The sequence below is a fragment of the Pseudomonas sp. B21-032 genome (genome assembly GCF_024748965.1).
GTDB lineage: Bacteria > Pseudomonadota > Gammaproteobacteria > Pseudomonadales > Pseudomonadaceae > Aquipseudomonas.
The window spans coordinates 145680-163156 of record NZ_CP087180.1 but is presented as its reverse complement, the minus strand read 5'-3'; the positions used below and the strand labels follow the sequence as shown (position 1 = coordinate 163156).

Here is a 17477-nt window from a genome sequence, read left to right as displayed (position 1 = left end):
GTCGGAAACTTCCGAAGGGGTACTTGGTGCGTACGGAGGAAGAGTGGAAGCCGCTCAAATATCAATGTGACATTACGGTGCTGATTGTTTAGGATGGCAGCACGAAGGTCAATACTTTGGCATAAACTTAATAGCCAACAGTTATCGACAATATATTGACGTCAAAAGTGCCAAACTTACTATTGAAACATTCCATCACAAAGCGGCAATTCAGCGCCGGCTGGCATGGAAGCCAAATTGAACGGGTAGCCCGGAGAGTCCAATGAGCAGTGTTGTTGCCATCGTCAAAAGCATTGTTGGCCAAGTAATCGCCGTATCCCCAGAAGGGATTCAACGTGTACTCATCGAAGGTGACCGCCTGTTCGCTGGCGAGCAGGTGCTCACTGGCCTGGCCGGCGCCGTCACCCTGGAGCTGGCCGACGGCCGCACCCTGGACCTGGGCCGTGACACCCAATGGAGTGCCGAGGCCCCGGACAGCAGCACTGACCTGGCGGCAGCAACCGCCCAGGCCGCGCCTTCGGTCGAAGAGCTGCAACAGGCCATCGCCGCCGGCGCTGACCCGACCACCGAACTCGAAGCCACCGCAGCAGGCCCGTCGGCCGCCGGTAGCGGCGGCGCGGCCGGTGGTGGCCATAGCTTCGTCATGCTCGACGCCACGGCAGGCTCGGTCGACCCGACCATTGGCTTCCCGACCGGCCCGATCGGCTTTGCTACCGGCGCTGCGACCCAGGAACTGGGCGGCCTGGACGATGCCAACAACCCCAACACCACCACGCCTACGCGCGAATCCGGCCTGAGCCTGAGTGCCACGCCGTCGATCACCGAGGCCGGTGGCGTAATCATCTACACCGCCACCCTGGGCCAGCCGCCGCTGACCGACCTGACCGTGACCCTGTCCAATGGCCAGGTCATCGTCATCAGCGCCGGGCAGACCACCGGCAGCGTCAGCGTGACCATCCCGCCGAACGACACCGTGTACCTGGACGGCAGTGAAATCTCCGCGACCATCACCGGCACCACCGGCGGCGCGGGCCTGATCATCACCCCGGACACCACCCCGGCAGTGACCCAGATCACCGACACCATCGACACCACCACGGTCAGCCTGACGGCCAACCCGAGTGTCACCGAAGGCGGCGTGATCACCTACACCGCCACCCTGACCAACCCGGCGCAGACGCCGGTGACCGTCACCCTGTCCAACGGCAGCACCATCACCATCGGCGCCGGCCAGACCACCGGCACCGTTGATGTGCAGACGCCGCCGAACGACGTCTACAACAACGGCAGCAGCGTCAGCACCACCATCACTGGCGCCACTGGTGGCAACTTCGAGAACCTGGTACCGAACCCGAACCCGGCGGTCACCACCATCACCGACTCGATCGATGACACCGGCCTGAGCCTGAACGCCACCGGCAGCGTCGCCGAAGGCGGCTCGATCATCTACACCGCGACGCTGACCAACCCGGCCGGCACCCCGGTGACCGTGACCCTGAGCAACGGCGCGGTGATCACCATCGCCGCCGGCCAGACCGAAGGCAGCGTCACCGTGCCGGCGCCGAGCGATGACGTGTATGTCGATGCCGGCAACGTCAGCGTCAGCATCGACAAGGTCGATGGCGGCAACTTCGAAAACCTGGTGGTCAGCAACCAGCCGGCGGTCACCGAAGTTACCGACACCATCGATACTTCGACTGTCACCCTGACCGCGAACAGCAGTGTTGCTGAAGGCGGCGTGGTCACTTACACCGCTTCGGTTACTGCGCCGGTGACTGGCTCTGCGCTGGTTATTACTCTGGCCAATGGTCAGCAGATCACTATTCCTGTTGGTCAGAGCACTGGCTCGGTTGAGTTTGTTGCGCCGAACAACGTGCATACCACCAACCCGGACCTGACCAACAGCATCACTGGCACCACCGGCGGCAACTACGAGAAGCTGGACACTGCCGGTAATCCGGTGACTACCGTTACTGATGGTCCAGGTACTGACGACACTACCGGTCTTAAACTGACCGCTACTGGCTCGGTTGCTGAAGGTGGTTCGATTGTTTATACCGCCACGCTGACCAACCCGGCTGGCACCGAAATGAAGGTGACCCTGAGCAATGGTGAAGTGATCACCATTGCTGCGGGGCAGACTGAAGGCAGCATTACCGTTGCTGCGCCTGCCGATGATGTCTACATCGACGCCGGTGAAGTCAGCGTCACTGTTACCGGCACCACTGGCGGCGACTTCGAAAAAGTTGCTGTAGATGGCACTCCGGCTGTAACGCAAGTTACTGACACCATTGATACTTCGACTGTCACTTTGACAGCGAACAGCAGTGTTGCTGAAGGCGGCGTAGTTACTTACACCGCTTCGGTGACTGCGCCGGTTACCGGTTCTGCGCTGGTTATTACTTTGGCCAATGGTCAGCAGATCACTATTCCAGTTGGTCAAAGTACTGGCTCGGTTGAGTTTGTTGCACCGAACAATGTGCACACCACCAACCCGGACCTGACCAACAGCATCACCGGCACCACCGGCGGTAACTACGAGAAGCTGGATACCGCTGGTAATCCGGTAACTACCGTTACTGATGGCCCAGGTACTGACGACACTACCGGCCTGAAGCTGACCGCGACCGGTTCGGTTGAAGAAGGCGGTTCGATTGTTTACACCGCCACCCTGACCAACCCAGCCGGCACCGAGATGAAGGTGACCCTGAGCAATGGTGAAGTGATCACCATCGCGGCAGGTCAGACCGAAGGCAGCATCACTGTTCCAGCGCCGGAAGACGATGTGTACGTTGATGCGGGCGAAGTCAGCGTGACCGTGACCGGTACCACCGGTGGCGACTTCGAGAAGCTGGCTGTGGATAACACTCCAGCCGTCACCGAAGTGACTGACACCATCGATACTTCGACTGTCACTTTGACCGCTACCCCAAGCGTCACCGAAGGCGGCGTTGTCACCTATACCGCTTCGGTCACTGCGCCAGTGACCGGCTCCGCGCTGGTGATCAACCTGGCCAACGGCCAACAGATCACCATCCCTGTGGGTTCCAGCTCGGGCACTGTGGACTTCGTTGCGCCGAACAACGTGCATACCACCAACCCGGACCTGACCAACAGCATCACTGGCACCACCGGCGGCAACTACGAGAAGCTGGATACCGCTGGTAATCCGGTAACTACCGTTACTGATGGCCCAGGTACTGACGACACTACCGGCCTGAAGCTGACCGCGACCGGTTCGGTTGAAGAAGGCGGTTCGATTGTTTACACCGCCACCCTGACCAACCCAGCCGGCACCGAGATGAAGGTGACCCTGAGCAATGGTGAAGTGATCACCATCGCGGCAGGTCAGACCGAAGGCAGCATCACTGTTCCAGCGCCGGAAGACGATGTGTACGTTGATGCGGGCGAAGTCAGCGTGACCGTGACCGGTACCACCGGTGGCGACTTCGAGAAGCTGGCTGTGGATAACACTCCAGCCGTCACCGAAGTGACTGACACCATCGATACTTCGACTGTCACTTTGACCGCTACCCCAAGCGTCACCGAAGGCGGCGTTGTCACCTATACCGCTTCGGTCACTGCGCCAGTGACCGGCTCCGCGCTGGTGATCAACCTGGCCAACGGCCAACAGATCACCATCCCTGTGGGTTCCAGCTCGGGCACTGTGGACTTCGTTGCGCCGAACAACGTGCATACCACCAACCCGGACCTGACCAACAGCATCACTGGCACCACCGGCGGCAACTACGAGAAGCTGGACACTGCCGGTAATCCGGTGACTACCGTTACTGATGGTCCAGGTACTGACGACACTACCGGTCTTAAACTGACCGCTACTGGCTCGGTTGCTGAAGGTGGTTCGATTGTTTATACCGCCACGCTGACCAACCCGGCTGGCACCGAGATGAAAGTCACCCTGAGCAACGGTGAAGTCATCACCATCGCCAAAGGCCAGACCGAAGGCAGCATCACCCTGCCGGCGCCGGCGGATGACGTGTACGTCGATGCTGGCGAAGTCAGCGTGACCGTGACCGGTACTACTGGCGGCGACTTCGAGAAGCTGGCTGTGGATAGCACCCCGGCCGTGACCGAAGTGACTGACACTATCGACACTTCGACCGTCACGCTGACCGCTACCCCAAGCGTCACCGAAGGCGGCGTTGTCACCTACACCGCCTCGGTTACTGCGCCAGTGACTGGCTCCGCGCTGGTGATCAATTTGACTAACGGCCAACAGATCACCATTCCTGTGGGTTCCAGCTCGGGTACCGTGGACTTCGTTGCACCGAACAACGTCCACACCACCAATCCGGACCTGACCAACAGCATCACCAGCACCACCGGTGGTAATTACGAGAAACTGGACACTGCCGGTAACCCGGTGACCACCGTTACTGATGGTCCAGGTACTGATGACACTACCGGTCTCAAGCTGACCGCGACGGGTTCGGTTGAAGAAGGTGGTTCGATTGTTTACACCGCCACCCTGACCAACCCAGCCGGCACCGAGATGAAGGTGACCCTGAGCAATGGTGAAGTCATCACCATCGCCAAGGGTCAAACCGAAGGCAGCATCACTGTTCCAGCGCCAGAAGACGACGTGTACGTCGATGCGGGCGAAGTCAGCGTGACCGTGACCGGTACCACCGGTGGCGAATTCGAGAAGCTGGCTGTGGATAACACTCCAGCCGTCACCGAAGTCACCGACACCATCGACACCAGCACCGTCACTCTGACCGCAACTCCAAGCGTCACCGAAGGCGGCGTGGTTACCTATACCGCCTCGGTTACTGCTCCAGTGACCGGTTCTGCGTTGGTCATCAACCTGGCCAACGGCCAACAGATCACCATCCCTGTGGGTTCCAGCTCGGGCACCGTGGACTTCGTTGCACCGAACAACGTGCACACCACCAACCCAGACCTGACCAACAGCATCACCAGCACCACCGGTGGTAACTACGAGAAGCTGGATACTGCCGGCAATCCAGTGACCACCGTTACTGATGGTCCAGGTACCGATGACACCACCGGTCTGAAGCTGACCGCGACTGGCTCCGTCGCCGAAGGCGGCGACATCATCTACACCGCTACGCTGACCAATCCAGCCGGCACCGAAATGAAGGTGACCCTGAGCAATGGTGAAGTGATCACCATCGCAGCAGGTCAGACCGAAGGCAGCATTACTGTTCCAGCGCCGGAAGACGACGTGTACGTCGATGCTGGCGAAGTCAGCGTCACGGTGACTGGCACCACCGGTGGCGATTTCGAAAAACTGGCTGTAGATAACACCCCAGCCGTGACCGAAGTGACTGACACCATCGACACCAGCACCGTCACCCTGACCGCGACGCCAAGCGTCACTGAAGGCGGCGTCGTTACCTACACCGCTTCGGTCACCGCTCCGGTTACCGGCTCTGCGCTGGTGATCAATTTGGCTAACGGCCAACAGATCACCATTCCAGTCGGCCAGAGCAGCGGCACCGTGGACTTCGTTGCACCAAACAACGTGCACACCACTAATCCGGACCTGACTAACAGCATCACCAGCACCACCGGTGGCAACTACGAGAAGCTGGACACTGCCGGTAACCCAGTGACCACCGTCACCGACGGACCTGGCACTGACGACACTACCGGTCTGAAACTCACTGCCACCGGCTCCGTCGCTGAAGGCGGCGACATCATCTACACCGCGACGCTGACCAATCCAGCCGGCACCGAAATGAAGGTGACCCTGAGCAATGGTGAAGTGATCACCATCGCAGCAGGTCAGACCGAAGGCAGCATTACTGTTCCAGCGCCGGAAGACGACGTCTACGTCGATGCCGGCGAAGTCAGCGTCACTGTCACTGGCACCACCGGTGGTGACTTCGAGAAAGTCGAAGTCGACCCGGCTGCCGCTGTGACTGAAGTTACCGATACCATCGACACTTCGACCGTCACGCTGACCGCGACGCCAAGCGTCACCGAAGGCGGCGTGGTCACCTACACCGCTTCCGTCACCGCTCCGGTGACCGGCTCCGCGTTGGTGATCAACCTGGCCAACGGTCAGCAGATCACTATCCCTGTGGGTTCCAGCTCGGGCACCGTGGACTTCGTTGCGCCAAACAACGTGCACACCACCAATCCGGATCTGACCAACAGCATCACCGGCACCACCGGTGGTAACTACGAGAAGCTGGATACCGCAGGCAACCCGGTGACCACCGTTACTGATGGTCCAGGTACTGACGACACTACCGGTCTGAAACTGACCGCCACCGGCTCCGTCGCTGAAGGCGGCGACATCATCTACACCGCCACGCTGACCAATCCAGCCGGCACCGAAATGAAGGTGACCCTGAGCAATGGTGAAGTGATCACCATCGCAGCAGGTCAGACCGAAGGCAGCATTACTGTTCCAGCGCCGGAAGACGACGTCTACGTCGATGCCGGCGAAGTCAGCGTCACTGTCACTGGCACCACCGGTGGTGACTTCGAGAAAGTCGAAGTCGACCCGGCTGCCGCTGTGACTGAAGTTACCGATACCATCGACACTTCGACCGTCACGCTGACCGCGACGCCAAGCGTCACCGAAGGCGGCGTGGTCACCTACACCGCTTCCGTCACCGCTCCGGTGACCGGCTCCGCGTTGGTGATCAACCTGGCCAACGGTCAGCAGATCACTATCCCTGTGGGTTCCAGCTCGGGCACCGTGGACTTCGTTGCGCCAAACAACGTGCACACCACCAATCCGGATCTGACCAACAGCATCACCGGCACCACCGGTGGTAACTACGAGAAGCTGGATACCGCAGGCAACCCGGTGACCACCGTTACTGATGGTCCAGGTACTGACGACACTACCGGTCTGAAACTGACCGCCACCGGCTCCGTCGCTGAAGGCGGCGACATCATCTACACCGCGACGCTGACCAATCCAGCCGGCACCGAAATGAAGGTGACCCTGAGCAATGGTGAAGTGATCACCATCGCAGCAGGTCAGACCGAAGGCAGCATTACTGTTCCAGCGCCGGAAGACGACGTCTACGTCGATGCCGGCGAAGTCAGCGTCACTGTCACTGGCACCACCGGTGGTGACTTCGAGAAACTGGCTGTGGATAACACTCCGGCCGTCACCGAAGTGACTGACACCATCGATACTTCGACTGTCACGCTGACCGCGACTCCAAGCGTCACCGAAGGCGGCGTGGTTACCTACACCGCGTCGGTTACTGCGCCAGTGACTGGCTCCGTGCTGGTGATCAATTTGGCTAACGGCCAACAGATCACCATTCCTGTGGGTTCCAGCTCGGGTACCGTGGACTTCGTTGCACCAAACAACGTGCACACCACCAATCCGGACCTGACCAACAGCATCACCAGCACCACCGGCGGTAACTACGAGAAACTGGATACCGCTGGTAATCCGGTTACTACCGTTACTGATGGTCCAGGTACTGACGACACTACTGGTCTCAAGCTGACCGCCACCGGCTCGGTCGCCGAAGGCGGCGACATCATCTACACCGCTACGCTGACCAATCCAGCCGGCACCGAGATGAAAGTCACCCTGAGCAACGGTGAAGTGATCACCATCGCGGCAGGTCAGACCGAAGGCAGCATCACTGTTCCGGCACCGGAAGACGACGTGTACGTTGATGCTGGAGAAGTCAGCGTGACCATCACTGGCACCACCGGTGGTGACTTCGAGAAAGTCGAAGTCGACCCGGCTGCTGCCGTGACCGAAGTCACCGATACCATCGATACTTCGACTGTCACTCTGACCGCTACCCCAAGCGTCACCGAAGGTGGCGTAGTTACCTACACCGCTTCCGTCACCGCTCCGGTGACCGGCTCTGCGCTGGTGATCAACCTGGCCAACGGTCAGCAAATCACCATTCCTGTAGGTTCCAGCTCGGGTACCGTGGACTTCGTTGCACCGAACAACGTCCACACCACCAACCCGGACCTGACCAACAGCATCACCAGCACCACCGGAGGTAACTACGAGAAGCTGGACACTGCTGGTAATCCGGTCACTACCGTTACTGATGGCCCAGGTACTGATGACACTACTGGTCTCAAGCTGACCGCCACCGGCTCCGTCGCTGAAGGCGGCGAGATCGTCTATACCGCCACGCTGACCAACCCAGCCGGCACCGAGATGAAAGTCACCCTGAGCAATGGTGAAGTCATCACCATCGCGGCAGGTCAGACCGAAGGCAGCATCACTGTCCCGGCTCCAGAAGACGACGTGTACGTCGATGCGGGCGAAGTCAGCGTGACCGTGACTGGCACCACTGGTGGTGACTTCGAGAAACTGGCTGTGGATAACACTCCGGCCGTCACCGAAGTGACTGACACCATCGATACTTCGACTGTCACGCTGACCGCGACTCCAAGCGTCACCGAAGGCGGCGTGGTTACCTACACCGCGTCGGTTACTGCGCCAGTGACTGGCTCCGCGCTGGTGATCAATTTGGCTAACGGCCAACAGATCACCATTCCTGTGGGTTCCAGCTCGGGTACCGTGGACTTCGTTGCACCAAACAACGTGCACACCACCAATCCGGACCTGACCAACAGCATCACCAGCACCACCGGCGGTAACTACGAGAAACTGGATACCGCTGGTAATCCGGTTACTACCGTTACTGATGGTCCAGGTACTGACGACACTACTGGTCTCAAGCTGACCGCCACCGGCTCGGTCGCCGAAGGCGGCGACATCATCTACACCGCTACGCTGACCAATCCAGCCGGCACCGAGATGAAAGTCACCCTGAGCAACGGTGAAGTGATCACCATCGCGGCAGGTCAGACCGAAGGCAGCATCACTGTTCCGGCACCGGAAGACGACGTGTACGTTGATGCTGGAGAAGTCAGCGTGACCATCACTGGCACCACCGGTGGTGACTTCGAGAAAGTCGAAGTCGACCCGACTGCCGCTGTGACTGAAGTCACCGATACCATCGATACTTCGACTGTCACTCTGACTGCGACTCCGAGCGTGACTGAAGGTGGCGTTGTTACCTACACCGCTTCCGTCACCGCTCCGGTGACCGGCTCTGCGCTGGTGATCAACCTGGCCAACGGTCAGCAGATCACTATCCCTGTGGGTTCCAGCTCGGGTACCGTGGACTTCGTTGCACCGAACAACGTCCACACCACCAACCCGGATCTGGCCAACAGCATCACCAGCACCACCGGCGGTAACTACGAGAAGCTGGACACTGCTGGTAATCCGGTCACTACCGTTACTGATGGCCCAGGTACTGATGACACTACTGGTCTCAAGCTGACCGCCACCGGCTCCGTCGCTGAAGGCGGCGAGATCGTCTATACCGCCACGCTGACCAACCCGGCTGGCACCGAAATGAAGGTCACTCTGAGCAACGGTGAAGTGATCACCATCGCCAAGGGTCAGACCGAAGGCAGCATCACTGTTCCGGCTCCTGAAGACGATGTGTACGTCGATGCCGGTGAAGTCAGTGTCACCGTGACCGGTACTACTGGCGGCGACTTCGAGAAGCTGGCTGTGGATAACACCCCTGCTGTCACCGAAGTCACCGACACCATCGATACGTCGACCGTCACCCTGACTGCGACTCCGAGCGTCACTGAAGGCGGCGTTGTCACCTACACCGCTTCGGTTACTGCACCGGTTACCGGCTCCGCGCTGGTGATTAATTTGGCCAACGGTCAGCAAATCACCATCCCGGTCGGCCAAAGCTCGGGCACCGTGGACTTCGTTGCGCCGAACAATGTGCACACCACCAACCCGGATCTGACCAACAGCATCACCGGCACTTCGGGCGGTAACTACGAGAAGCTGGATACTGCCGGCAACCCGGTCACCACCGTCACCGACGGTCCAGGTACTGATGACACTACCGGTCTGAAGCTCACCGCCACCGGCTCCGTCGCTGAAGGCGGCGACATCATCTACACCGCCACGCTGACCAACCCAGCTGGCACCGAGATGAAAGTCACCCTGAGCAACGGTGAAGTCATCACCATCGCCAAGGGTCAAACCGAAGGCAGCATCACTGTTCCAGCTCCAGAAGACGACGTGTACGTCGACGCGGGCGAAGTCAGCGTGACTGTCACCGGTACTACCGGCGGTGACTTCGAGAAGCTGGCTGTGGATAACACTCCAGCCGTCACCGAAGTGACTGACACTATCGATACGTCGACTGTCACTTTGACCGCGACTCCAAGCGTTACCGAAGGCGGCGTGGTTACCTATACCGCCTCGGTTACTGCTCCGGTGACCGGCTCTGCGCTGGTCATCAACCTGGCCAACGGCCAACAGATCACCATCCCAGTCGGCCAAAGCTCCGGCACCGTGGACTTTGTTGCACCAAACAATGTGCACACCACCAACCCGGATCTGACCAACAGCATCACCGGCACTTCGGGCGGTAACTACGAGAAGCTGGATACTGCCGGCAACCCGGTCACCACCGTCACCGACGGCCCAGGCACTGACGACACTACCGGTCTCAAGCTGACTGCCACCGGCTCCGTCGCTGAAGGCGGCGACATCATCTACACCGCCACGCTGACCAACCCGGCGGGCACCGAAATGAAGGTCACCCTGAGCAATGGTGAAGTGATCACCATCGCCCAAGGCCAGACCGAAGGCAGCATCACTGTTCCGGCTCCTGAAGACGATGTGTACGTCGATGCCGGTGAAGTCAGTGTCACCGTAACCGGTACTACTGGCGGCGACTTCGAGAAGCTGGCTGTGGATAACACTCCAGCCGTCACCGAAGTGACTGACACCATCGATACTTCGACTGTCACGCTGACCGCTACCCCAAGCGTCACCGAAGGCGGCGTTGTCACCTACACCGCTTCGGTTACTGCACCAGTCACTGGTTCGAACCTGGTGATCACTCTGGCCAACGGTCAGCAAATCACCATTCCGGTCGGCCAAAGCTCGGGCACCGTGGACTTCGTTGCACCGAACAACGTCCACACCACCAACCCGGATCTGACCAACAGCATCACCAGCACCACCGGTGGTAACTACGAGAAGCTGGACACTGCGGGCAACCCAGTGACCACCGTCACCGACGGTCCAGGTACTGATGACACTACCGGTCTCAAGCTGACTGCCACCGGCTCCGTCGCTGAAGGCGGCGACATCATCTACACCGCCACGCTGACCAACCCAGCTGGCACCGAAATGAAGGTCACTCTGAGCAACGGTGAAGTCATCACCATCGCCCAAGGCCAGACCGAAGGCAGCATCACTGTTCCGGCTCCTGAAGACGATGTGTACGTCGATGCGGGCGAAGTCAGCGTCACTGTCACTGGTACTACCGGCGGCGACTTCGAGAAACTGGCTGTGGATAACACCCCGGCCGTCACCGAAGTGACTGACACCATCGATACTTCGACTGTCACCCTGACTGCGACTCCGAGCGTGACTGAAGGCGGCGTTGTCACCTACACCGCTTCGGTTACTGCGCCAGTGACTGGCTCCGCGCTGGTGATCAATTTGGCTAACGGCCAACAGATCACCATCCCTGTGGGTTCCAGCTCGGGCACCGTGGACTTCGTTGCACCAAACAACGTGCACACCACCAACCCGGACCTGACCAACAGCATCACCAGCACCACCGGTGGTAACTACGAGAAACTGGATACCGCTGGTAATCCGGTAACTACCGTTACTGATGGCCCAGGCACCGATGACACTACCGGTCTGAAACTCACCGCGACTGGCTCGGTTGAAGAAGGCGGTTCGATTGTTTACACCGCCACGCTGACCAACCCGGCGGGCACCGAGATGAAAGTCACTCTGAGCAACGGTGAAGTCATCACCATCGCCAAGGGTCAGACTGAAGGCAGCATCACTGTTCCAGCTCCAGAAGACGACGTGTACGTCGATGCTGGCGAAGTCAGCGTGACCGTGACCGGTACCACTGGCGGTGACTTCGAGAAACTGGCTGTGGATAACACTCCGGCCGTGACTGAAGTCACCGACACCATCGACACCAGCACCGTTACTCTGACCGCAACCCCTAGCGTGACTGAAGGCGGCGTCGTTACTTACACCGCTTCCGTCACCGCTCCGGTGACCGGCTCTGCGCTGGTGATCAACCTGGCCAACGGTCAGCAAATCACCATTCCTGTAGGTTCCAGCACCGGCACCGTGGACTTCGTTGCACCAAACAACGTGCACACCACAAACCCGGACCTGACCAACAGCATCACCGGCACCACCGGCGGTAACTACGAGAAGCTGGACACTGCGGGCAACCCGGTGACCACCGTCACCGACGGTCCAGGCACCGACGACACCACCAGCCTCAAGCTGACCGCGACTCCAACGGTCAATGAAGGCGGGTCGATCACTTACACCGCGACGCTGACCAATCCGGCCGGCACCGAGATGAAGGTCACCCTGAGCAACGGTGAAGTCATCACCATCGCCAAGGGGCAAACAGAAGGCAAGATCACCATCGATGCCCCAAGCGACGACGTGTACATCGACGCCGATAAGCTGAGCGTGACGGTCACTGGCACCACCGGTGGCGACTTCGAGAAACTGGCTGTGGATAACACCCCGGCAGTCACCGACGTCAAAGACACCATCGACACCAGCACCGTGACCCTGACCGCCAGCACCAACAGCGTGGTCGAAGGCGGCGTGGTCACCTACACCGCCAAAGTCAGCGCGCCTGTAACCGGCTCCGACCTGGTCATCAGCCTGGCCAACGGCCAGAAGATCACCATCCCTGTAGGTTCCAGCACCGGCACCGTGGACTACGTTGCGCCAAACAACGTACACACCACCAACCCTGCCCTGACCAACAGCATCACCGGTACCACCGGCGGTAACTACGAGAAGCTCGATAGCGCCGGCAACACCACCGTCACCGTCACCGATGGCCCGGGTACCAAGGACAACACCGGCCTGTCGCTGACGGCTACCGACACCGTGGCAGAAGGCGGCAAGATCACCTACGTGGCCAAGCTGACCAACCCGGCCGGCACCGAAATGAAGGTCACTTTGAGCAACGGTGAAGTCATCACCATCGCCAAGGGCCAGACCGAAGGCAAGATCACCATCGATGCCCCGAGCGACGATGTGTACATCGACGCCGGCAAGCTGAGCGTGACCGTCACCAGCACCACCGGTGGCGATTTCGAACAGCTGACCGTGAGCAACGTACCGGCAGTGACCAACGTCACTGACACCATCGACACCAGCACCGTGACCCTGACCGCCAGCACCAACAGCGTGGTCGAAGGCGGCGTAGTGACCTACACCGCCAAAGTCAGCGCGCCTGTAACCGGCTCCGACCTGGTCATCAGCCTGGCCAACGGCCAGAAGATCACCATCCCTGTAGGTTCCAGCACCGGCACCGTGGACTACGTTGCGCCAAACAACGTGCACACCACCAATCCGACCCTGACCAACAGCATCACCGGCACCACCGGTGGCAACTACGAGAAACTGGTCAGCACTGGCAACACCAGCACCACCGTCACCGACGGCCCGGGCACCAAGGACTCCACCAGCCTGATCCTGACCGCGACGCCGACCGTGGCTGAAGGTGGCTCGATCACTTACGTGGCCAAGCTGAGCAACCCGGCGGGCACCGAGATGAAAGTGACCCTGAGCAACGGTGAGACCATCACCATTGCCAAGGGCCAGACCGAGGGCAAGGTAACCATCGCCGCCCCTGGCGATGATGTGTACATCGATGCCGGTAGCGTCAGTGCGAAAATCACTGGCAGCACCGGTGGTGACTTCGAAGAACTGAAGATCGACGGCTCGTCCGCCGTGACCAGCGTCACCGACACCATCGACACCACCAACCTGACCCTGAGCGCCACGCCATCGGTTGCCGAAGGTGGCAACATCATCTACACCGCGACCTTGAGCAACAAGGCGCAGACCGCGGTCACCGTAACCCTGAGCAACGGTGCGACGATCACCATCGAGGCCGGCAAGACCACCGGCACTGCCAGCGTGCCTGCGCCAGCGGATGACGTGTACATCGATGCCGGCAGTGTCAACGCGACCATTACCGGCGCCAGCGGTGGCAACTTCGAAGACCTAGCAATCAGCAAGCAGCCAGCCGTCACCCAGGTGACCGATACCATCGACACCACCACCGTCAGCATCACCGGCACCACCTCGGTGGCAGAAGGTGACTCGGCCAACTACACCCTGACCCTGACCAACAAGGCGCAAACCGATGTGGTCATCAAGCTGACCTATACCGGTACCGCCACCAATGGTGCGGACTACACCGGCGTGGCCACCGTGGTGATCAAGGCCGGTAGCAACACCGGTACCTTCAGCGTGCCGATCATCCGTGACGGCATTGCCGAGAGCGCCGAGAACTTCACCGTGAAGATCGACTCGGCCACTGGCGGCAACTTCGAGAACCTGGCGATCAGCGGCAGCGCTGGCAGTGTCACCACCACCATTGTCAGCAACGAGGCACCGGTTGCCGCGGGCGGCGCCGTGACCGGTACCGAAGACACCGACCTGGTGCTGAGCTGGGCCAACTTCGGCATCACCGATGCCGACACCCCGGCAGCCAACCTGGGCCTGACCATCACCAAACTGCCTGCCGACGGCGTGCTGCAGTACAAAGATGGCAACGTCTGGAAAACCCTGACTGAAGCCGACGCTGGCAAGGTCTTCAGCAAGGCTGACATCGACGCTGGCAAGCTGAAGTTCGTGCCGGATCGCAACGAGTCGGGCATCGATGCCAACGGCGGCACCGGCGTCGGCAACAAAGAAGCCGACTACGCACAGATCAAGTACAAGCCAACCGACGGCCAGGGCCTGGGCAACGAAGCCACCATCAAGGTCGATATCACCCCGGTGGCCGACAAGCCTGACCTGAACATCGGCAGCAACAACGTCAACTCGATTGGCCTGGTCAAAGAGACCTGGAACAGCCTCAACGGCCTGGGCACCAACGGCAACGGCATCACCGGCGATGCGCTGAAAACTGTGTTCGACAACTCGGGCAAGGCCAACAGCAGCTCGCAGGTCACCAACGCCCAGTCGGACGCCAGCGTCGTCGGCGGTTCGGGCTCGAAGACCTCCGGCCTGATCTACCTCGAAGCGGGCAAGACCTACAGCTTCAGCGGTGTCGGCGATGACAGCCTGCTGATCACCATCGGCGGCAAGAATGTGGCCCAGGCGACCTGGGGTGCAGGCGGTGCGATCAGTGGTTCGTTCAAGCCGACCATCAGCGGCTACTACACCCTGGACATCTACCACGCCAACCAGACCGGCCCGGGCAGCTATGACGTCAACCTGTCGGTCAACGGCAGCACCCCGGTCGACCTGAGCAACGCCAACATCCCGATGTACCCGGGCGTGAACGAGCTGACCAACGCCGGCGTTACCGTTGGCGAGCTGCACGGTGCCAACGGTGAAGGTTACTACCAGGGCTACAAGCTCAATGAAGGCGCCGAGAACGGCACCGTCAAGCTGGTCGGTATCGCCACCAACCTCACCGACACCGATGGCTCGGAAACCCTCAACGTCAAGCTCGGCGGTATTCCGGCAGGCTCGGTGCTCAGCGATGGCGCCGGCCACACTGTCACCGTCGGCAAGGGCGAAGTCGATGTCACCGGCTGGAACCTCAACGGCCTGAGCATCAAGCCGCCAGCCTACTACCAGGGCCAGTTCGATGTGACCGTCACTTCGCGGGCAACCGAGAAGGCCAACGGCAGCACCGACTTCACCCAGGGCACCATCAAGGTCACCGTTTACCCGGATACCTACACCACCAGCAACCTGACGGCCGAGAACGACAGCCGCGAGCTTGGCACCGGCAACGACATCGTCGTCGCCGACGTCAACGGCCTGCACGTGGTACCGGGGCAGGACTACAACCTGGCGTTCATCGTCGATACCTCCGGCAGTATGAAAGCCGCCGGTGTCGACGCTGCGCAAAAGTCCCTGCAGTCGGTGTTCGACACCCTGGCCAACAGCGTCAAGGGTGCGCAGTCGGGTACCGTGAACATCCTGCTGGTGGACTTCTCCAGCCAGGTGAACAAGTCAGTCTCGGTCAACCTGTCCGATGCCGGCTCGCTGCAAGCGCTCAAGGATGCGCTCAAGGCCATGTACTCCGACGGCGGCACCAACTATGAGGACGCCTTCAAGACCACGGCCAACTGGTTCCAGACCCTGAAGAATGCCGGCAACACCGGTAGCAACCAGACGTTCTTCATTACCGACGGCCAACCGACCTTCCACCAGGCCAACGAGCAAGGCAACCCGCAGCTGGCCAACTCCGGCTGGACCCTGGACAGCTTCCTCCAGGCGATCAACTACAAGCCTGGCGATACGCTGAACCGCTACCAGCTGGACAGCAACAACCGGGTCAGTATCGACGCCGACGGTAACCTCAATGCCCAGTACAAGTACTACGGCAGCTGGTACACCTCGACCTCGGGCACCATTCGTGCCCAGGGCGACGGCACCTTCGAGCTGTCCAGCCGTTCCGGTTGGGGCAATGGCACCAGCAACGACACCTGGAATAACTCGCTGGACGGCTTCAAGATCCTCAGCGGGCTGTCCAGCGTTGAAGCCATCGGCCTCAACAGTGGCGTCAACGTCAACGACCTCAAGCCGTTCGACAGTGACGGCAAGCCGCAGACCAACATCGACCCGAGCAAGCTGGCCGAGGCGATCCTCGGACACACCGAGGCCACCAAGCCGGGCAACGATACGGTCAGCGGCGGCGACGGCCACGACATCCTGTTCGGCGACCTGGTCAGCTTCGACTCGATCGCCGGCAACGGTGTCGAGGCCATGCAGGCCTACGTGGCCGGCAAGCTGGGCGTAGCCCTGGGTGACGTCGATGGCCGTGTGCTGCACCAGTACATCAGCGAGCACGTCAGCGAGTTCGATGTGTCGCGCAGCAACGATGGCGCCGACATCCTCATCGGTGGCGACGGCAACGACATTCTCTTCGGCCAGGGTGGCAACGACTACCTCGATGGCGGCAAGGGCAATGACATCCTGCTCGGTGGTACCGGCAACGACACACTGCTGGGCGGTGAAGGCAACGACATCCTCATCGGCGGCAAGGGCGATGACATCCTGATCGGTGGCAGCGGTGCCGACACCTTCGTGTGGAAGGCCGGCGACACCGGCAAGGACGTGATCAAGGACTTCAAGGCTGCCGAAGGCGACCGTCTGGACCTGAGCGACCTGCTCCAGGGCGAGAAGGCCAGCACCATCGACAACTACCTGAAGATCACCACGGTCAACGGTGAGTCGACGCTGCAGGTCAGCTCCGAAGGCAAGCTCAATGCCACAGGTGGCCTGGCCAATGCCGATGTGACGATCAAGCTGGAAGGCGTCAACTGGGCCAATACCACGATCAACTCGCTGGTAACCGGTGCCGACCCGACCATCAAGATCGACCACTCCAACAGCTGATCCACGGCCTGCGCCAGCCCTCCCGGGGCTGGCGCGGTGCTGCGGACTTTGC

General features: G+C 60.4%; 1 protein-coding gene. It reads left to right on the top strand.

Annotated features, from left to right (window positions below; translation table 11 throughout):
* The first annotated feature begins 262 nt into the window (after window positions 1–262).
* Entirely contained in the window at window positions 263–17425 is a 17163-nt protein-coding gene (locus LOY54_RS00685) for an immunoglobulin-like domain-containing protein (protein WP_258608780.1), read from the top strand.
* Window positions 17426–17477 lie beyond the last annotated feature (52 nt).